Below are 17,315 nucleotides of genomic sequence, written 5' to 3'. Positions count from 1 at the left end.
AGACTTCCTGATCGACAGGGGGCGACTCGCTCGCTCGATCTTGAACACAACCGGGGGCTACCCGTTGGCAAAAAACGTAAACCGCGCCGGTTTGCGCAGGTCAATCGCCATCTTAGTGGCGTGCGCCACTGTCATGGCCGGGTGTTCGACCAATCCGCTGGCCCCGGCGCCCCCGACGATCGAGCCGGCCGCGCCGGCGGTGTCGCCGCCCCCGGCCACCCGCCCCGCGGGTGAGATCCTCCCGCTCAGCGGAAATCCCGACGCCGCGGTCTTCGACGAACGCACCGGATCGCTGGTGGTTTTGACTCCCGGTGCCGACCCTCAGGCCGCCGCGACGCTGACCTTGTTCAGCTCCAGCGGCGTCCCTCGCGAGCTCACCCTGCCCGGTCCGGCCACCGCGATCACCGGCGACGGACAGGGCTCGGTTTTCCTGTCCACCAAGGGTGGCTACGTCACCGTCGATCTGGCCGCCGGCACGGCCAGCCCGATGTCCATCAACGACGAGACCGACACCGACTTCACCGCGATCGCCCGCCGCGCCGACGGCCGGCTGGTGCTCGGCAGCGCCGACGGCACCGCCTACACCCTCGGCTCGGACACCGCGGTCGCCGAGAAGGTGAAGATCTTCGCCCGGGTCGACGCGGTGGTCGCCGAGGGCAACAATGCCGTGGTCCTCGACCGCGGTCAGACCTCGGTGACATCACTGAACACCGACGGCCGCACCCAACAGGCGTTGCGCGCCGGTCTGGGCGCCACCACGATGGTGGCCGACCCGCTGGGCCGAGTCCTGGTGGCCGACACCCGCGGCGGCCAGCTGCTGGTGTTCGGTGTCGATCCGCTGATCGAGCGGCAGGCCTACCCGGTTCCGGACGCCCCGTACGGGCTGGCCGGATCACGGAATCTGGCCTGGGTTTCGCAAACCGCATCGAACACCGTTGTTGGTTACGATTTGACGACTGGTATTCCTGTGGAGAAGGTGCGTTACCCGACCGTGCAGCAACCGAACTCGCTGGCTTTCGACGACACATCCGACACCCTCTATGTGGTGTCGGCCGCCGGCGCGGGTGTGCAGGTGATCCGCAATGCGGCGGGCGCCCGGTGAGCGCGGCGTACCGCGGCCGGATGCCGGCGAGTTGGGAAGTCGAACTCTCCGATGACTACGAGTGGATCCCGCTACGGTTGCCACCTGATGTCACCCGCATCAGCGCGTCGACCCGACTGTCCATCGAAGCCGAGTACCGGGGCTGGGAGTTGACCCGGGTGCGCCTCTACACCGACGGCAGCCGTCGAGTCCTCTTGCGACGCAAGAAGTCTCGAATCAACGGCGACACCACCGATCAATCCGAGCTGTGATGTACGACGCGCTGCGGCGGGCATTTTTCCTGGTGCCGGCCGAACGCATCCACACGTTCGTGTTCGGCTCGCTGCGCGCCGCGACGGCCACCAACGCCACCCGCGGACCATTGCGCCGCCGGCTCGCCCCCCGCGATCCCGTGCTGGCAAGCACCGTCTTCGGGGTGCGGTTCCCCGGCCCGATGGGCTTGGCCGCCGGGTTCGACAAAGACGGTCTCGGCCTGAAGACCTGGGACGCATTGGGATTCGGCTACGCCGAGGTCGGCACGGTGACGGCGCAGCCGCAGCCGGGCAATCCGCTGCCGCGGCTGTTCCGCCTCCCCGAGGACCGGGCCTTGCTCAACCGGATGGGCTTCAACAACCACGGCGCCGGACAGCTGGCGCTGCAGCTGGCCCGCTACCGGCCCGACTCGCCGATCGGGGTCAACATCGGCAAGTCGAAGGTCACCCCGCCGCGGCTGGCCGCCGACGATTACCGCGCCAGCGCACGGCTACTCGGCCCACTGGCCGACTACCTGGTGGTCAACGTCAGCTCCCCCAACACGCCCGGTCTGCGTGATCTGCAGGCCGTCGAATCGCTGCGGCCGATCCTGTCGGCCGTGCTGGCCGAGACCTCGACGCCCGTCCTGGTCAAGATCGCCCCGGACCTGTCCGACGAGGACGTCGACGCCGTCGCCGACCTGGCCGTCGAACTGGGACTGGCCGGGATCGTCGCCACCAACACCACGATCTCGCGAGCCGGCCTGCGCACCCCCGGTGTCGGCGAGCTGGGGCCGGGCGGCATTTCCGGACCGCCGGTGGCGCGCCGGTCCCTGGAGATCCTGCGGCGGTTGTACAGCCGGGTCGGCACCGACCTGGTGCTGATCAGTGTGGGCGGCATCGAAACCGCCGACGACGCGTGGGAACGCATCACGTCCGGCGCGTCCCTGCTGCAGGGCTACACCGGATTCATCTACGGCGGTGGCCTGTGGGCCAAGGAGATTCACGACGGCATCGCCGCCCGACTGCACGCCGGCGGCTTCTCATCGCTGGCGCAGGCCGTCGGGTCGGCTCACTCCGGGCGCAACCCCAAGAATCCGCCGTCCGCGTCGTAGAGCAGGTCGTAATGGCCCAGTGCCCGCAGGCCGGTGTTGACGAACGTGCCGTTCCGGGCGGGCGCGTGGTGCACGACGGTCGGCGTCTGCGGTCCGCCGTCGCCGACCGCGAAGCGGTAGGACAGATCGCCCACGGCGATCGACATCGCGGTGCCGGCCGGCACCGTCCCACTCGACGGCAGACCGTCGGCCTCCACGATCATGTCCAGCAGGCCGGTGTCGACCAGCACCTTGCCGGAATGCAGTGGGCCTGAGCCGGATTGGAAGCCACCCGTCGGGGTCAGCCAGTCATTGTGGGTGCCCTCGGCCGGGGTGCCGGCACTGGCCAGCTGCTGCATGGTCCACGCTCCGGTGACATTGGCCGCCGTCAGGCCGAGCGACAGGCCGGCCCGGCCGATGAGGTACCCGCGCCGCATCGTCCCCGCCGTCATGGCGGTGAGGTTCAGGAACGGGTTGTGGGTGGGCGCGGCACGGGCCGTGGTTCCGCGGCCGAAACCGACGCCGAGCATGTGTGGAATCGCCCCCGTGCACCGGCCCGAATTCACGCCATCGCCAAGGCATTTCGAGCTCGTCACCGCCAGCACCGGCACACCTGCCTGCGCCACCGCGCTGGCACCGGTGGCGTCGACGGCCTGCGGGAACGACACCGACGCCGTCACCCACACCCCGGTCAGCTCCAACCCACTCGAGCTGTAGGTGAGGCTGCCGGGCGGCGAGTCGGCAGGAATGTTCGGCACCTCCGAGGCCGGCACCACCACGCCCACCGACCCGGTGTCCACCGTGAACGGCGACACCGGGCCACCGTTGACCGAGGCTTCGACCCGCAGCGTGCGGGTGAGGTTCGCGAAGTCCGGCGACCCGACCCACGGCACGGTGTAGCTCTTACGGTAAGCGTCGTACGTCGCGGCGGCCGAGGCGACTGCTTGGCCACTGGGCGACGGCGTAGTGGTTGTGCCGGAAGCACATCCGGCCACGACCGCGGCAGCGGCCACCGTGGCGAGGAATCTCTTGCCCTCTGTCAGCATCGAGCATCCTTTGGCGGAAGTGTGAGGTCGATCAGATACGCCGCAGCATAGGCATCGACACAGGGTTGACCACGAAACACCGCGGTGTGTTGCGTGCCGTCGAACGTCAGCATCACTCCCCCGAGCTGCCTGGCGAGTTCGACGCCGGCTTGATAGGGCGTTGCCGGATCGCGGGTGGTGGAGACCACCAACACCGGCGGAAGGCCCGGCGCGGACACCGTATGCGGCCCGCTGGACGGCGGCACCGGCCAGAACGCACAGACATCCAGCGGCGCGTTGCCGGTGAACTGCCCGTAGGTGCCGAACGGTGCCACCTGCCGCAGCTGCCGATCCTTGTCGACGGCTGTGGCCCGGTCGGCGTTGGGCGGCATGTCGACGCAATCGACCGCATTCTGAACGTCATTGGTATTCGTGTAGTGGCCTTGGCTGTCACGGCCCAGGTATGCGTCGGCGAGGGTGAGAAGGATGTCGCCACGCCCCTGAGCCAGCTCAGCCAGACCCCGGCTCAGAGTCGTCCACATCTTCGGTGAGTACAGCGCCATGATCGTTCCGGTCAGCGCGTCGCTGTACCCCAGTCCCCTCGGATCATCGGTCTGCGCCGGTGCGGCGACCAGCGGGTCCACCAGATCGTGGTAGACGTCGACGGCTTTGGCGGGGTCGGCGCCGAGCGGGCAGCCGCCGTCGCTGACGCAATCCGCGACGAAATCGTTGAATGCCTTTTGGAAGGCCGCGGCCTGATCGACGCTGGACCGGATCGGATCGGCGTCGGGGTCCACCGCACCGTCGAGGATCATCGCGCGCACTTTGTCGGGGTAGGCCTCGGCATAGGTCGCGCCGATCTCGGTGCCGTACGAATAACCGAGGTAGGTCAGCTTCTGGTCGCCCAGCGCCACCCGGATGCGATCGAGGTCTCGGGCGACGTTGACGGTACCGACATTGGCCAGGAATTCGGTGCCCATCTTGTCCACACAGCGCTGGACGAACTGTTTGCGGGTGTCCTCGATGTGGGCAACGCCCGGCGGGCTGTAGTCCACCTGCGGGTCGGTCCGAGCCGCATCGTTGTCCGCATCGGAGTTACACCGCAGCGCCGGAGTCGAAGAACCGACCCCGCGAGGGTCGAATCCGACGAAGTCGAAGTGCTCCCGCACCTGCGGCGGTAGCGAATTCACCAGCTTGACCGCCGCCTCGACACCCGATCCGCCGGGACCGCCGGGGTTGACGACCAGCGAACCGATCTTCTGGCCGGTCGCCGGGAACCGGACGAGCGCCAGGTGGGCGATGTCGCCGCCGGCTTGTGCGTAGTCGACGGGCACCTCGACCTCGCCGCACTCGGCGCCTGCCGTGCGGCATGGCGACCACGCCACCGGCACCGGTGGACCCAGTGCCGGCGTCGTCGCCTGGGGCGTGCCCTCGACCGCCGTGCTGCAGCCGGCTACCAACGCGACGACCGCCAGCGCCGCGCGGAGCTTACTTTTGCTCGTACGTGCCGTGAATGACCGCGCGCGCAATGGAATTCATGAACAGGTTGAACCCGAGGTAGGCCGGGCTGGCGTCCTCTGTGAGCTCGAGCTTCTCCACCTTCACCGCGTGCACGGCCACGTAGTAGCGGTGGTAACCGTGCCCCTGCGGCGGGGCGGCGCCGAGGAAGCGGCGGATGCCGGCGTCGTTGACCAGTGTCAGGGCGTCACCGGGCAGCACCGAACCATCACCGACACCGGACGGCAGGTCGGTGACGGTCGCCGGGAGGTTGGCCACCGCCCAGTGCCAGAAGCCGGAGGCGGTCGGAGCGTCCGGGTCGTAGACGGTGACGGCGAAGCTGCGCGTCTCCTCCGGGAATCCCGACCAGCTCAGCTGCGGCGAGACGTCCTCACCGCCGGCGCCCATGATGCCGCTGACCTGAGCGTTCTTCCACGGCTCACCGTCGGCGAAGTCGGTGCTGGTGAGGGTGAAACTGGGCAGCTCGGGCAGGAATTCGTAGGGGTTGTAGGGAAATGCCATGTGACGGGCTTCCTTTCGGTTGTCAGCAGTTCTTCAAGAAGTGTTCGAGCACCTGGGTGCCGAAGTGCAGCGCGTCCACGGGTACCCGCTCGTCGACGCCGTGGAACAGCGCCGCGAAGTCCAGCTCGGGCGGCAGCCGCAGCGGAATGAAACCGAAGCACCGAATACCCAGTCTGGCAAAGGCTTTCGCGTCCGTTCCGCCGGAGAGCATGTAGGGAACGGTGCGGGCCTCCGGGTCGACGGCCAGCAGCGCGTCGTTCATCGCGTCGACCAGGTCGCCGTCGAACGTCGTCTCGTACGGCGGCAGGTCCCGCTCCCACTCGCGGGTGACGTCGGGACCGATCAGCTCGTCGATCTCCCGCTCGAAGGCCTCCTTGCGACCCGGCAGCACCCGGCAGTCGATGACCGCCTCGGCCGTCTGCGGGATGACGTTGGCCTTGTACCCGGCCTTGAGCATCGTGGGATTGGCGGTGTCACGCAGGGTCGCGCCGACGATGCGCGAGATGCCGCCGAGCTTGGCGATCGTGCCATCCAGATCGGGCGAGTCCAGATCGAAGCTGTAGCCGGTCTCCTCGGCGACCGCGGTGAGGAATTGCTGCACGGAATCGGTGAGCACCAGCGGGAATTGGTGTCGCCCCAGACGGGCGACAGCCTCGGCGACCGCGGTGACGGCGTTGTCGTCGTGCACCATCGAGCCGTGGCCGGCGCGACCGCGGGCGGTCAGCCGCATCCAGGACAGACCCTTCTCAGCGGTTTCGATGAGGTAGAGCCGGCGTTCCCCGCCGTCCTTGTGCGGCACAGTCAGCGAGAAACCGCCCACCTCACCGATCGCCTCGGTGATGCCCTCGAACAGGTCGGGCCGGTTGTCCACCAACCACTGCGCGCCATAGGTGCCGCCGTGCTCCTCGTCGGCGACGAACGCGAACACCAGATCGCGGGGCGGCACGATGCCGGCACGTTTGAAGTGCCTGGCGACCGCGATCATCATGCCGCACATGTCCTTCATGTCGACCGCGCCGCGGCCCCACACGTAGCCGTCGGCGACGGCGCCGGAGAAGGGATGCACGCTCCAGTCCGCGGGCTCGGCGGGCACCACGTCGAGGTGGCCGTGGATCAGTAGTGCGCCGCGGCTACGGTCGGCGCCGGGCAGGCGCGCGAACACGTTGCCGCGTCCCGGGGCTCCGGATTCGATGTACTCGGTGGCGTAGCCGACGGCGCTGAGTTGCTCGGCGACCCAGAGGGCACACTCCGCCTCACCCTTGGTGGTCGCCAAATCGCCGGTGTTGGAGGTATCGAACCGGATCAGGGAACTGACGAGATCAACGACCTCGTCGACGGCTTGTGTCACAGTCCCCTTTCCTACCACTGGCGCCGGGCACCCGACGGTGCGGAGGTCGGCCTCTACCACATGTTTCCCAAGAACCACTCGCGCAACACGCCGATTTAGGGTTTGATTTAGCGGATGACTCCCCGCCTGCCCGCGATCGCGGCGCTGCTGTGCCTGTCGGTCAGTGGCTGCTCGGCCGTCACCGCGGGCAGCGCACAGTCGGCCGAACGTGCGCCGCTGACCAGCCCGGACGCCCTGCCTGCGCTCCTGCTGTCGGCGCCCGATGTCGGCGCGGCACTGGCCAGCGACGACGTCGTCGTCACCACCGACGTGACCAAAGCCTGGAACGACAGCGCCCACTTCGCCGACGTGAACTGCCTGGCCATCGCCGGCGCCGCACAGCAGGGCGTCTACGCGAGCAGCGGGTCGACCGCCGTACACGGTCAGGTGCTGCGCGAGGCACCGACAGCGCCGGCGTGGGAGCACTACGCCGTCCAGGCGGTGGTGTTGTTCCCCAGCGCGCAGGCGGCGTCGGACTTCTTCGCCGCGTCACAGCGGGGCTGGGCGCAGTGCTCCAACCGGGAGCTGAACTACGCCCAGCCGATCGGACCCCCGCAGGTGTGGTCGGTGGGACAGACCAGCACCGACCGCGACGTGCTCGCGGTGTCGCGGGTACAGCAGAGCCCGCAGCGGTGGGCCTGCCAGCGGGCTTTGACGGTGCACAGCAATGTCGCGGTCGACGTGGAAGCGTGCAGCCTGGACGGGCCGACGGCGGCGGCCAGCGCGATCGCCGGCCAGATCGCCGGACGGCTGCCCAGCGCCTAGCTCAGGCTGGTTTTGGGCTGCGGACCTCGATCCGTTAGCCTTAGCTGCTCACTGAGTCCGAGTGGCGGAATGGCAGACGCGCTAGCTTGAGGTGCTAGTGCCCTATTAACGGGCGTGGGGGTTCAAGTCCCCCCTCGGACACTCTTTTTCCGTAGGTCGGCGGCAGCCTGGAGAAGTGTCTCGGCCAGCACGCTCGCTGCCGCCGTCAGCTGCTCCGCAGGCCGAGAGGCCAGGTACACCTGCCACACCACCGGATCGGTCAGTTCGATCGACGCCAGCCGATCAAACCGACGAGCCTCCGACCGAGGCATGAACGCGGTGCCCAGGCCATTGCGCACCAACTCGGCGATCGCGGCGAAGCCGGCGGGCACCTCGTACTGCGTCCGTGCGCTGACACCGGCAGCGTGCAGCGCGCCGTCCACCAGCCTGCGCAGTCCGAAGCCCGGCGGGAAGCCGACGAGGTCCTCGGCCTCGATATCGGAAAGGTCGAGGCGCGACCGTGCGGCCAGTTCATGGTCGGTGCGGCACACGAAAACCATTGGCTCCTCGAGCAGCAACCGCATGTTCAGCTGCGGCGGGTGACGGTCGGGAACCGACACCAGGGCCAGATCCAACGATCCCTCGAGAAGGGCCGACAGGTACGACGACGCCCCGGTCTGGCTCAGGCGCAACCGCAGCCCCACGAACGGATGGGCGCGGTGAAATCGCCCGAGAGCAGCGGCCACATCCACCGGCCCCGACGAGATCAGTGACCCGAATTCGACTGTGCCCGAGAGTTTTCCGGTGAACTCACCGACCGACTCGGCGGCCAGCCGGCTCGCCTTCAGCACGTCGTAAGCGTGCGACCGAAAGCGTTCACCGGCGGCGGTGAGACGTATTCGCTGGCGCGATCGGTCGAAAAGCTGGACGTCGAGCTCACGTTCGAGCCTGGCGATCGACGACGACAACGCCGACTGCACGATGTGTGCCCGTTGCGCACCCCGGGTGAAGCTCATCTCCTCGGCAACGAACACGAAATGTTCGATCTGGCGTAATTCCACACCCCACAGTATCTGTTTCATAGATGACATACATCGACAGAAATCGTTGGACGCGATGACGTGGATCGCGTGAACTACAGATATGGACAGCATCAGCAGACGAAGCCTCGGCCGGCTGACGGCGGTCGCCGGGGGTGCGGCGCTGCTTTCGGCGTGCACGACCCCGGCGCGCACCGACGCGACACCACCGCGCTCGCCGCAACACCAGCTCGGCCCGATCAAGCAGATCAAGGCGGGTCTGCTCGACGTCGGCTACACCGAGGCAGGGCCTGCCGACGGGCGACCGGTCATCCTGCTGCATGGGTGGCCCTACGACATCCACAGCTACGCCGACGTCTCGGCGATCCTTGCCGGCCAAGGCTTCCGCGTCATCGTGCCGTACCTGCGCGGCTTCGGGTCGACCCGATTCTTGTCGACGGACACATTTCGCAACGGTCAGCAAGCCGCTCTGGGCGCCGATGTGATCGCGCTGATGGACGCGCTGCACATCGACACTGCGATCCTCGGCGGCTACGACTGGGGCGGTCGCACCGCGAACGTCGTCGCGTCGCTGTGGCCGCAGCGGGTCGCCGGACTCGTCGCGGTCAGCGGCTACATCGTCGTCGATCTGGCCGCCAACCGCGAACCGCTGCCTCCCGAGGCCGAACACGGCTGGTGGTATCAGTACTACTTCGCCACGCCACGTGGCGAACTCGGCTACCGGCGCAACGCCACGGCGTTCAACCGGCTGATCTGGTCCAGCGCCTCACCGCTGTGGCAGTTCGACGACGCCGCCTACGACCTGTCGGCCACGGCATTCGACAACCCGGATCATGTCGACATCGTGATCCACAACTACCGCTGGCGCCTCAGCCTCGCCGCAGGCGAATCCCGTTACGACGCAGACGAACAACGACTTGCCGGCAAGCCGCGCATCCCGGTGCCCACCATCACCATCGCAAGCGACTTCGACGGCGCGGCCAAAGATGGCACTGCTTACCGCGCCATCTACACCGGCCCCTACCAGCATCGCGTCCTGAATCGGATCGGACACAATGTCCCTCAGGAGGCGCCGGAACAGTTCGCCGCGGCCGTCGTCGATGTCGACCGCATGATCAACCACTAGCTCGAGGGCCAACGTCGAATGTCGCTGCTATCTCTTCCATTCGTGGCTGACACGCTCGCGCGCGTATTCGCCGCGGCGGTCAATCCGGCCCCGAAGACCGCGGTGCGGTTTCCGGAGATCGCCGGCCGCACGGCCGAGATCACGATTCCCACCAGATATGGACCAACGCCGGCCACCGTGTACCACCCGTCCGCCGGCACCGGGCTGCCGGCGGTGTACATCAACGTTCATGGCGGCGGCTTTGTGGTCGGACACCGGGAGCAGGACGATCCGTGGTGCCGGTATCTGGCTGCCAACTCCGGCGCGGTGGTCATCAACACCGACTACGTGCTTGCGCCCGGCCACCGCTTCCCCGCCGCCCCGCACCAGATCTACGACATCGCGTGCTGGGCCGCCGACCCCGATCGGGACTGGGACGGAACCCGACTCTGCGTCGGCGGTCAGAGCGCGGGCGGCAGCCTCAGCGCCGCGGTGGCACGGCTGGCTCTGGAGAACGGCGGCCCCGATATCGCCTTGCAGGTCTTGCATTACGCCCCGTTGGACCTGGTGACGCCCACCCGCGACAAACCCTCGGCGATCGGCCCACGCGCGGTGATGAAGCCGTGGATGGGCGAGGTCTTCGACACCGCGTACATCCCCGATCCGGCTCAGCGGCGCGACCGGCTGGCCTCACCGGCATGGGAGGAGAACGCCGCCGAGCTGGCCGGTATCGCGCCTGCGCTCATCGTCACCGCCGAGCACGATCGGCTGCGGGACGAAGCACGCCGATACGCCGCCCGGCTCGACGCCGTCGGCGCCTTGGCGGAGTACTACGAGGTGCCCGGCGTCGACCACGGCTACAACATCATGAGCGACGCGGCCGACGTCACCCGGCGAAGCTACGCCCACATCGTGGAGCACGTTCGACGCGCCGTCGAGTAGCCGCCCTACAGTCGGACGGCCACCGCGATGCCGTCGGCGATCGGCAGCGTCATCGTCAGGTAGCCGTTCGTCTCGTCCCCGAGGTAGTCGAACAGCGCGCCGTGGACGTCGCGGCCGAAGTCGGCCGTCACATCGTCGACAAGGATCAGCGTGCCGGCGCGCAAGTTCGGTTCAAGCACCCGCAACACGTCGATTGCCATATCGGGCCAGCCGTCCAGCAGCACCAGGTCCGGTACGTGCGGAAGGTCCGCCAGTGTCTCGCGGGCATCGCCGAGGCGCAGCTCGATCAGGTCCGCGACGCCGGCATCGGTGAAGTTCCGCAGCGCGGCGTCGGCCTTGTCCTGCTGCATCTCCGTGGTGATCACCCGGCCGCCGCCGTTGTCGCAGACCGCACTCGCGAGGTGAATCGTCGATACCCCGAACGACGTACCGTACTCGACCACATTGCGCGCGCCGGTAGCCCTGGCGAGCAGGTAAAGCAGCCGGCCGCCGAGGCCGGATACCGACATGTAGACGTCTTTGAACATCTCGGCACGCTGGCCGGCGTCGAGATCCCATGGTGAGCTCGCGCCGTCGAGAACAGCCGCAACCGCGGCGTCGTCGCCCGTCTGCTCACTCGACAAGAGACGTTGCAGCACAACAGAAATCGGGGCAGTTGTCAGAGAGTTGGTCATCGTGGGTTCCTTCCAATCAGATCGATGACCCCAACGTATCCTTGGGGGTGCATTACCTCCAGTGCATGATTGATAGGTAAGGATTATCCGAAATGGAATCCACGAGCGACCTCGACATGAATCTGCTGCTGGCCCTCGACGCACTTCTCGAGTTACGCAGCGTCGGCCTGGCCGCCGAGCGCCTGCACACATCGGCCCCCGCCATGAGTCGCACGCTGGGGCGGTTGCGGCGCAGGCTGGACGACCCGGTGCTGGTACGAGCAGGCAGGCAGATGGTTCCGACACCGCGGGCGCTCGCGATGCAGATCGAGGTTCACGATGTGATCGCCCGTGCCCGAGCACTTTTCGCCTCACCGGAGATCGTCGAGCCTCAGCGACTCTCCCGCACGTTCTCGTTGCAGATGGGCGACATCGGAATGCTCAGCACTGTCGCCGAGCGGTTGCTCACGCGAGTGCGCACCGAAGCACCCGGTGTGACACTGCGCTTCGTCGGCGAGAGCCATGAGGACACCCATTCGCTGCGTGACGGCGGCGTCGACCTCGAAGTGGGGCAGACCGGTCATCTCGACCCGGAGATTCGCGTTGAGGACCTGGTCACCGAGCGGATGGTCGGCGTCGTCCGTGCGGGACATCCCCTACTGAAACGACGCGTCACCGCCAAACGCTTCGCCGACGCCGAGCATGTCGTGTTCTCCCGCAGGGGACGACTCCGCGGACCGGTCGACGACCTGCTCGCCGAGCAAGGCCTGCAACGCCGCGTCGTCGTATGCGCACCCACTCCCGCCGGTGGTCTGTTCCTGGTCCGCAGTAGCGACCTCGTTGCCATGATGCCGGCCGGGCTTGGCCGCTACGCCATGGAAGCGCTGAATCTCACCAGTTTTTCGATTCCACTTGACCTGCCGCCGTTGACGATCAGCATGGCCTGGCATCCACGCCACGACGCCGACGGTGCGCACCGCTGGCTCCGTCAGTGCCTCCGGGAGGCGCTCGAGACAACCGTGTAACGGTCTCGATCGCCCGGGGCACTGCAGTGGCAGCAGCGACGAAAGGAGCGGGCCCGATGGGTGACCCCGAATACGACTTCACCGGCCTTCGCGCGTTGTTCATCAACTGCACGCTGAAGCGTTCACCCGAGCCGAGCAATACCGAGGGTTTGGTCGACATCAGCACCTCGATCATGACTCGACACGGCGTGGCGGTCGACGTGGTACGAGCCGTCGACTTCGACATCGCCACCGGGGTTTGGCCCGACATGCGCGATCATGGATGGGCCACCGACGACTGGCCGATGTTGTTCGAAAAGGTCCTGGCCGCTGACATTTTGGTGCTCGCCGGGCCGATCTGGCTCGGTGACAACAGCTCGGTGATGAAACGGGTGCACGAGCGGCTCTACGGCGGTTCGCATCTGCTGAACGACGACGGGCAATACCTGTACTACGGCCGTGTCGGCGGGTGCCTGATCACCGGCAACGAGGACGGGGTGAAGCACTGCGCCCAGAACGTGCTCTACACCCTGCAGCACATCGGGTACACCATCCCGCCGCAGGCCGACGCGGGATGGATCGGTGAAGCAGGTCCCGGACCGTCCTACCTCGATCCGGGTTCGGGCGGCCCGGAGAACGACTTCACCAACCGCAACACCACCTTCATGACCTGGAATCTGATGCATCTGGCGCAGATGCTGCGCAGCGCCGGCGGCATACCGGCCTACGGCAACGTACGGTCGGGCTGGGACGCGGGCTGCCGCTTTGATTTCGCCAATCCCGAATACCGCTGAGCGGATAACATTCCGTCTCGATGATCGGGACGGAAGACGACGAGACAGCACTGGTCGCGGCGCTGCGGGCCGGCGACGAGCAGTCCTTCGCCCGGCTCATCGATCGCTACACCCCCGCTTTGCTGCGGGTGGCACGCGGTTATGTCCGCACCCACGAATCGGCCGAAGAAGTGGTCCAGGAGACCTGGATCGCGCTGATCAAAGGCATCGAGAAGTTTGAAGGCCGATCATCGCTTCGCACTTGGCTTTTCACGGTGATGATCAACATCGCCAAGACCCGCGGCGTCCGGGATCAACGGCATTCCGACGCCGAGCTGGCCGCGGCGGGAGGGACCGTCGACCCGAACAGATTCCGTCCCGCAGGGGACCCGGAGTGGCCCGGACACTGGAAGGAAGACCGGACGCCGGTCCCATTTCCCGACACTCCCGAAGGCAGTGTGTTGGCAGCGGAATTTCTCGACCTCGCACGTCGCGAATTGGACAAGCTCCCCGAACGGCAACGTATCGTCGTCACCTTACGAGACCTGCTTGGATTCGACTCGGGAGAGGTGTGCGAACTGCTGGACCTCAGTGTCGCGAACCAGCGGGTACTGCTGCACCGCGGCCGCGCGGCGATCAGGCAGGCGCTCGAGGACTACGTGCGGGAGGCGCGATGAACGCCAAGGGCATGAACTGCAGCAAGTTGGTCGAACTCGTCACCGCGTACCTCGACGGATCGCTGGACCCGACAACCAGGTCACGCTTCGACATGCACCTGCTCGACTGCGACGGGTGTGAGAACTACTTGCAGCAATTCCGAGTCACCATCGAGACGGTCGGCCGAATCAGCCATGAACACGTCGACCCTGACTTCCGCGCCAAGCTACTCAACGCTTTCCGCGACTGGCGCTGAACGCGTCCGCAGATCGGTGTAACGCATCCGTCTTCGCGTGTGACTCAAGGTCGTACCATCTAGCGCCTTGGCCACCACGGCGCACGACCCGGAGGAGTTCCCCGTGAAGATCGCCTTTTCCGCTGCCGCAGTCAGCATCGCCGCCGGCGTCGGCCTCTGTACCGCCGGCGTCGCGATGGCCGTCCCGATCAACAGCGGATCGGCGGCAGATGTTGTCAAGGCTTTGCAAGACCAGGGTTACACCGTGCAGTTCAACGGACCGTCGACCATGGCGCTGTCGCGGTGCACGGTCAACGGCGTACACGGTCTGACGGTCATGATGATGACCGACGGCTCCCTGATGATGCGCATGGACCCGGGCAACTCCGGTGTCGTCTACGTGGACCTCTCCTGCCCGAACAGCAACAACTAGCCCGCATGGACGTCGACAACCGCGACGAACCGCCAGTCGAGGCAGGCGGTTACGGGTTCCCGAAAGCGCTGTGGCGCAACGTGGACAAACATCCCCCACCCGGGCCGCTGCTAATCTCCGCCGATGGCGCAGCCCGTTGCGTGGCCCGTGGCTGACCTCGGTACTGGGCTTGGTTCTCCTGATCACCCTGCCCGTTGTCATCATCACCGGCCTGCTGTCCTATATCGCCTACGGCCCCCAGTTCGGCCAGGCGATACCTTTCGACGTCGGGTTGCTGAAGTTACCGACATTCAACTGGCCGACCGACCCCTCCTGGTTGTATCGGCTCACCCAGGGTTTGCATGTGGGACTGGGCCTCATTCTGATCCCGGTCATCTTGGCGAAGTTGTGGTCGGTGATCCCGCGCTTCTTCTCGTGGCCACCGTCGCGCTCGCTGGCCCAGTTGGTCGAACGTCTGTCGCTCATCATGCTGGTCGGCGGCATTCTCTTCGAAATCGTGACCGGCGTACTCAATATCCAGTACGACTACATCTTTGGGTTCAGCTTCTACACCGCGCACTATTTCGGTGCCTGGGTCTTCATCGCGGGATTCCTCGTCCACCTCGCCATCAAGATCCCGAAGATGCGGGCCGGTCTGCGCTCGCTACCGTTCCGTCAGGTGCTGGCCACCTCGACAGCCGAAACCCGGCCGGAACCAACGGATTCCGATGGACTGGTTGCTGTTGACCCCGCACCCGCCACAGTGAGTCGTCGTGGTGCACTGCTTCTCGTCGGCGCGGCTTCGGTGTTCATGGCGGTGATCACCGCGGGGCAGACGATCGGAGGGTTCACCCGGTACGCCGCACTGCTCCTGCCACGGGGCCGGGACCTGGGCGACGGACCGAATGACTTCGAAGTGAACAAGACATTCGCCGCATCCCTGATCGATCCTCGCGCCACAGGTGACGTCTGGCGGCTGACCTTGACGGGTGGGACACGTGCGGTGGTGGTCGATCGCGCGGCGCTGCTGGCGATGACGCAGCACACCGCCACGTTGCCGATCGCCTGTGTGGAGGGATGGTCGAGCACTCAGCGCTGGACGGGCGTACCGTTGCGCAATCTGGCCGTGTTGGCGGGCGTACCCAATCCGGTCTCGGCCTACGTCCGCTCCCTCGAGCGGTACGGCTTCAACCAGGCCACACTCCAGGGAAACCAGGTGTCGCACCAGGATTCGTTGTTGGCGCTGAAAGTCAATGGCGTAGACCTATCCCCCGATCACGGGTATCCCGCGCGCATCATCGTGCCGGCGCTGCCCGGTGTGCACAGCACCAAATGGGTCACATCGATCGACTTCAGGGCGGGGTGACATGTCATCGTCCCCATCGGTGTTCCGCGAGGTCTATGGCTCGCACCCGTTCCATCTGCTCACCTTGACAGCCGGATTCGCGTTATTCACTTATGTTCTCGTCACTTTGGGTCCTGCGCAGCTGTGGAATCCCACCACCTGGTGGCAGTCCATCGCGGTCTGGTTCGCCGCGGCCATCGTCGCTCACGATCTTGTGCTGTTCCCCGGGTATTCGCTCGTCGATCGCGTCCTGGTGGGCGCACTCCGTCACCGTCCTGCCAAGACCCGTGTACCACTGATCAACTACGTACGCGTGCCTCTTATGGGTGCGGCGTTGACATTTGTCGTCTTCCTGCCCGGCATCATCGAGCAGGGCGCGCCAAACTTTCATGCGGCCACCGGTTTGACCCAAGCCCCCTATCTGGGACGCTGGCTTCTGCTGACGGCAGCGCTGTTCGGCGCGAGCGCGGTTGCGTACGGGGTCCGCCTGGCGGGCGTGGCAATCAGGTCGACAGTCACCACCCGCCCCGCAAGGTAGATCTAGACCGGGTTAGTCGATGTCGTGCGTCCCCGCGTCTTCGCCAGGCTCGCCACCGTCGTCACCAGCAGCACCACCCCGATCACGCTGATCGACATGCCCGTCGAGATCTCGGGGACCTTGACGTGCTCGCCGCCGTTGATGAACGGCAGCGTGTTCTCGTGCAGCGCGTGCAGCACGAGCTTGACGCCGATGAACGCCAGGATCAGCGACAACCCGTACGACAGGTAGATGAGCCGGTCCAGCAGACCGCCGATCAGGAAGTACAGCTGCCGCAACCCCATCAAAGCGAACGCATTGGCGGTGAACACGATGTAGGGCTGCTCGGTCAGGCCGTAGATCGCCGGGATCGAGTCGAGGGCGAACAGCACGTCGGTGAAGCCGATCGCGATCAGCGCCAACAACATCGGTGTGACGGCGCGGCTACCGTCGACCTTGGTGAGGAACTTGTCGCCGTCGTAGGTGTCGGTCGTCGGGACGAGACGGCGGACCAGCGCGATGATGCGGCTGTCGCGCTTCTCCTCGACCTCCTTCTCGTGACCGGCCTCCTTCGCCAGCTTGATCGCGGTCAGCACCAGGAAGACCCCGAAGAGGTAGAACACCCAGCTGAACGTGCTGATGGCCGCGGCACCGACGGCGATGAACCCGGCCCGCATCACCAGCGCCAGCACGATCCCGATCAGCAGCAGCTTCTGCTGGAATTCCCGTGGCACCGCGAACGTGGCCATGATGATCGTGAACACGAACAGGTTGTCGACGGACAGCGCCTTCTCGGTGACGTACCCGGCGAAGTACTCGCCGGCGAACGTCCCGCCCCACAGCCACCACACGACGAACCCGAACGCCACCGCCAGCCCGATGTACACCGACGACCAGATCGCGGACTCTTTGAACGTGGGTTCGTGCGGCACCCGCACGTGGGCGTAGAAGTCGAACACGAACAGCCCGATGATGACCGCGCACGTGATGAACCAGACCGATCCGCTGATGTCCATGACATCCATTATTCG

Annotated in this window: 20 protein-coding genes and 1 tRNA gene; 14 read left to right on the top strand and 7 right to left on the bottom strand. The window is 66.5% G+C overall.

The features are described 5' to 3' along the window. Positions 1 to 133: 133 nt before the first annotated feature. The 3 genes from D3H54_RS12170 to D3H54_RS12160 are packed head-to-tail and all read left to right on the top strand — an operon-like array spanning position 134 to position 2,447. Entirely contained in the window at positions 134 to 1,102 is a 969-nt protein-coding gene (locus D3H54_RS12170) for a YncE family protein (RefSeq protein WP_286199217.1), read from the top strand. Continuing rightward, entirely contained in the window at positions 1,099 to 1,353 is a 255-nt protein-coding gene (locus D3H54_RS12165) for a DUF5703 family protein (RefSeq protein ID WP_149379252.1), read from the top strand. Before D3H54_RS12170 ends, D3H54_RS12165 begins: the two co-directional genes overlap by 4 nt. Then, on the top strand, positions 1,353 to 2,447 hold the full coding sequence (locus D3H54_RS12160) for a quinone-dependent dihydroorotate dehydrogenase (RefSeq protein ID WP_149379251.1): 1,095 nt from the start codon (positions 1,353 to 1,355) through the stop codon (positions 2,445 to 2,447). Before D3H54_RS12165 ends, D3H54_RS12160 begins: the two co-directional genes overlap by 1 nt. Here the strand turns inward: D3H54_RS12160 and D3H54_RS12155 are convergent. From D3H54_RS12155 to D3H54_RS12140, 4 genes are read right to left on the bottom strand one after another with little or no spacing between them, the layout of a single operon-like run. After that, positions 2,405 to 3,472, bottom strand: coding sequence for a hypothetical protein (locus tag D3H54_RS12155; RefSeq protein ID WP_149379250.1), 1,068 nt, complete (start codon positions 3,470 to 3,472; stop codon positions 2,405 to 2,407). The two genes, D3H54_RS12160 and D3H54_RS12155, sit on opposite strands and share 43 nt — an antisense overlap. After that, complete coding sequence (locus D3H54_RS12150; protein WP_210419682.1) at positions 3,466 to 4,980, bottom strand: alpha/beta hydrolase; 1,515 nt, start codon at positions 4,978 to 4,980, stop codon at positions 3,466 to 3,468. The genes D3H54_RS12155 and D3H54_RS12150 overlap by 7 nt, the downstream gene beginning before the upstream one ends. Beyond that, complete coding sequence (locus D3H54_RS12145) at positions 4,940 to 5,470, bottom strand: YbhB/YbcL family Raf kinase inhibitor-like protein (protein WP_115320456.1); 531 nt, start codon at positions 5,468 to 5,470, stop codon at positions 4,940 to 4,942. The genes D3H54_RS12150 and D3H54_RS12145 overlap by 41 nt, the downstream gene beginning before the upstream one ends. Positions 5,471 to 5,492: 22 nt before the next feature. Next, on the bottom strand, positions 5,493 to 6,836 hold the full coding sequence (locus D3H54_RS12140) for a M20/M25/M40 family metallo-hydrolase (RefSeq protein ID WP_149379249.1): 1,344 nt from the start codon (positions 6,834 to 6,836) through the stop codon (positions 5,493 to 5,495). Positions 6,837 to 6,932: 96 nt separating this feature from the next. Between D3H54_RS12140 and D3H54_RS12135 the strand changes: the two genes are divergently transcribed. Together D3H54_RS12135 and D3H54_RS12130 are read left to right on the top strand one after the other, a co-directional pair. Next, on the top strand, positions 6,933 to 7,622 hold the full coding sequence (locus D3H54_RS12135) for a sensor domain-containing protein (protein ID WP_149379248.1): 690 nt from the start codon (positions 6,933 to 6,935) through the stop codon (positions 7,620 to 7,622). 55 nt (positions 7,623 to 7,677) lie between these two features. Then, positions 7,678 to 7,763 (top strand) — tRNA-Leu (locus tag D3H54_RS12130). On the opposite strand, the gene D3H54_RS12125 is transcribed toward D3H54_RS12130, so the two are convergent. Next, positions 7,745 to 8,662 (bottom strand): LysR family transcriptional regulator, encoded by a 918-nt coding sequence (locus D3H54_RS12125; RefSeq protein WP_149383491.1) that lies wholly within the window; start codon positions 8,660 to 8,662, stop codon positions 7,745 to 7,747. The genes D3H54_RS12130 and D3H54_RS12125 overlap by 19 nt on opposite strands. Positions 8,663 to 8,744: 82 nt before the next feature. On the opposite strand from D3H54_RS12125, the gene D3H54_RS12120 reads away from it, so the two are divergent. Together D3H54_RS12120 and D3H54_RS12115 are read left to right on the top strand one after the other, a co-directional pair. Next, positions 8,745 to 9,767, top strand: coding sequence for an alpha/beta fold hydrolase (locus tag D3H54_RS12120; protein WP_149379247.1), 1,023 nt, complete (start codon positions 8,745 to 8,747; stop codon positions 9,765 to 9,767). Positions 9,768 to 9,869: 102 nt separating this feature from the next. Next, entirely contained in the window at positions 9,870 to 10,688 is an 819-nt protein-coding gene (locus tag D3H54_RS12115) for an alpha/beta hydrolase (protein ID WP_149383490.1), read from the top strand. 5 nt (positions 10,689 to 10,693) lie between these two features. Here D3H54_RS12115 and D3H54_RS12110 read toward each other — a convergent pair whose 3' ends face one another. Then, the gene (locus D3H54_RS12110) at positions 10,694 to 11,362 is read right to left on the bottom strand and encodes an O-methyltransferase (protein WP_149379246.1); all 669 of its coding nucleotides are present in this window, start codon (positions 11,360 to 11,362) and stop codon (positions 10,694 to 10,696) included. 92 nt (positions 11,363 to 11,454) lie between these two features. Between D3H54_RS12110 and D3H54_RS12105 the strand changes: the two genes are divergently transcribed. The 7 genes from D3H54_RS12105 (at position 11,455) to D3H54_RS12075 (ending at position 16,305) form a co-directional block, all read left to right on the top strand. Next, on the top strand, positions 11,455 to 12,366 hold the full coding sequence (locus D3H54_RS12105; RefSeq protein ID WP_149379245.1) for a LysR family transcriptional regulator: 912 nt from the start codon (positions 11,455 to 11,457) through the stop codon (positions 12,364 to 12,366). A 56-nt stretch (positions 12,367 to 12,422) separates the two neighbouring features. Next, on the top strand, positions 12,423 to 13,139 hold the full coding sequence (locus D3H54_RS12100; RefSeq protein ID WP_149379244.1) for a flavodoxin family protein: 717 nt from the start codon (positions 12,423 to 12,425) through the stop codon (positions 13,137 to 13,139). Positions 13,140 to 13,159: 20 nt separating this feature from the next. Continuing rightward, the gene (locus D3H54_RS12095) at positions 13,160 to 13,795 is read left to right on the top strand and encodes an RNA polymerase sigma factor (protein WP_149379243.1); all 636 of its coding nucleotides are present in this window, start codon (positions 13,160 to 13,162) and stop codon (positions 13,793 to 13,795) included. Then, complete coding sequence (locus D3H54_RS12090) at positions 13,792 to 14,031, top strand: anti-sigma factor family protein (RefSeq protein WP_210419681.1); 240 nt, start codon at positions 13,792 to 13,794, stop codon at positions 14,029 to 14,031. The genes D3H54_RS12095 and D3H54_RS12090 overlap by 4 nt, the downstream gene beginning before the upstream one ends. Positions 14,032 to 14,098: 67 nt before the next feature. Next, the gene (locus tag D3H54_RS12085) at positions 14,099 to 14,443 is read left to right on the top strand and encodes a hypothetical protein (RefSeq protein WP_149379242.1); all 345 of its coding nucleotides are present in this window, start codon (positions 14,099 to 14,101) and stop codon (positions 14,441 to 14,443) included. A 136-nt stretch (positions 14,444 to 14,579) separates the two neighbouring features. Further along, the gene (locus tag D3H54_RS12080) at positions 14,580 to 15,788 is read left to right on the top strand and encodes a molybdopterin-dependent oxidoreductase (RefSeq protein WP_502707733.1); all 1,209 of its coding nucleotides are present in this window, start codon (positions 14,580 to 14,582) and stop codon (positions 15,786 to 15,788) included. Between the two features lies 1 nt (position 15,789). Further along, the gene (locus D3H54_RS12075; RefSeq protein WP_149379240.1) at positions 15,790 to 16,305 is read left to right on the top strand and encodes a hypothetical protein; all 516 of its coding nucleotides are present in this window, start codon (positions 15,790 to 15,792) and stop codon (positions 16,303 to 16,305) included. 2 nt (positions 16,306 to 16,307) lie between these two features. On the opposite strand, the gene D3H54_RS12070 is transcribed toward D3H54_RS12075, so the two are convergent. Continuing rightward, positions 16,308 to 17,300 (bottom strand): TerC family protein, encoded by a 993-nt coding sequence (locus D3H54_RS12070; RefSeq protein ID WP_149379239.1) that lies wholly within the window; start codon positions 17,298 to 17,300, stop codon positions 16,308 to 16,310. Positions 17,301 to 17,315 lie beyond the last annotated feature (15 nt).

The organism is Mycobacterium sp. ELW1 (assembly GCF_008329905.1).
In the GTDB taxonomy this organism is placed as follows: domain Bacteria; phylum Actinomycetota; class Actinomycetes; order Mycobacteriales; family Mycobacteriaceae; genus Mycobacterium.
This window is presented reverse-complemented; position numbering and strand designations above follow the sequence as displayed.

What these genes read in the sequence shown, in the direction of transcription:
- D3H54_RS12160 (WP_149379251.1), top strand. Translation starts at nt 1,353, where the DNA reads ATGTACGACGCGCTGCGGCGGGCATTTTTCCTGGTGCCGGCCGAACGC.
- D3H54_RS12100 (WP_149379244.1), top strand. Translation starts at nt 12,423, where the DNA reads ATGGGTGACCCCGAATACGACTTCACCGGCCTTCGCGCGTTGTTCATC.
- D3H54_RS12105 (WP_149379245.1), top strand. Translation starts at nt 11,455, where the DNA reads ATGGAATCCACGAGCGACCTCGACATGAATCTGCTGCTGGCCCTCGAC.
- D3H54_RS12120 (WP_149379247.1), top strand. Translation starts at nt 8,745, where the DNA reads ATGGACAGCATCAGCAGACGAAGCCTCGGCCGGCTGACGGCGGTCGCC.
- D3H54_RS12090 (WP_210419681.1), top strand. Translation starts at nt 13,792, where the DNA reads ATGAACGCCAAGGGCATGAACTGCAGCAAGTTGGTCGAACTCGTCACC.
- D3H54_RS12155 (WP_149379250.1), bottom strand. Translation starts at nt 3,472, where the DNA reads ATGCTGACAGAGGGCAAGAGATTCCTCGCCACGGTGGCCGCTGCCGCG.
- D3H54_RS12135 (WP_149379248.1), top strand. Translation starts at nt 6,933, where the DNA reads ATGACTCCCCGCCTGCCCGCGATCGCGGCGCTGCTGTGCCTGTCGGTC.
- D3H54_RS12170 (WP_286199217.1), top strand. Translation starts at nt 134, where the DNA reads ATGGCCGGGTGTTCGACCAATCCGCTGGCCCCGGCGCCCCCGACGATC.
- D3H54_RS12145 (WP_115320456.1), bottom strand. Translation starts at nt 5,470, where the DNA reads ATGGCATTTCCCTACAACCCCTACGAATTCCTGCCCGAGCTGCCCAGT.
- D3H54_RS12110 (WP_149379246.1), bottom strand. Translation starts at nt 11,362, where the DNA reads ATGACCAACTCTCTGACAACTGCCCCGATTTCTGTTGTGCTGCAACGT.
- D3H54_RS12075 (WP_149379240.1), top strand. Translation starts at nt 15,790, where the DNA reads ATGTCATCGTCCCCATCGGTGTTCCGCGAGGTCTATGGCTCGCACCCG.
- D3H54_RS12095 (WP_149379243.1), top strand. Translation starts at nt 13,160, where the DNA reads ATGATCGGGACGGAAGACGACGAGACAGCACTGGTCGCGGCGCTGCGG.
- D3H54_RS12070 (WP_149379239.1), bottom strand. Translation starts at nt 17,300, where the DNA reads ATGGACATCAGCGGATCGGTCTGGTTCATCACGTGCGCGGTCATCATC.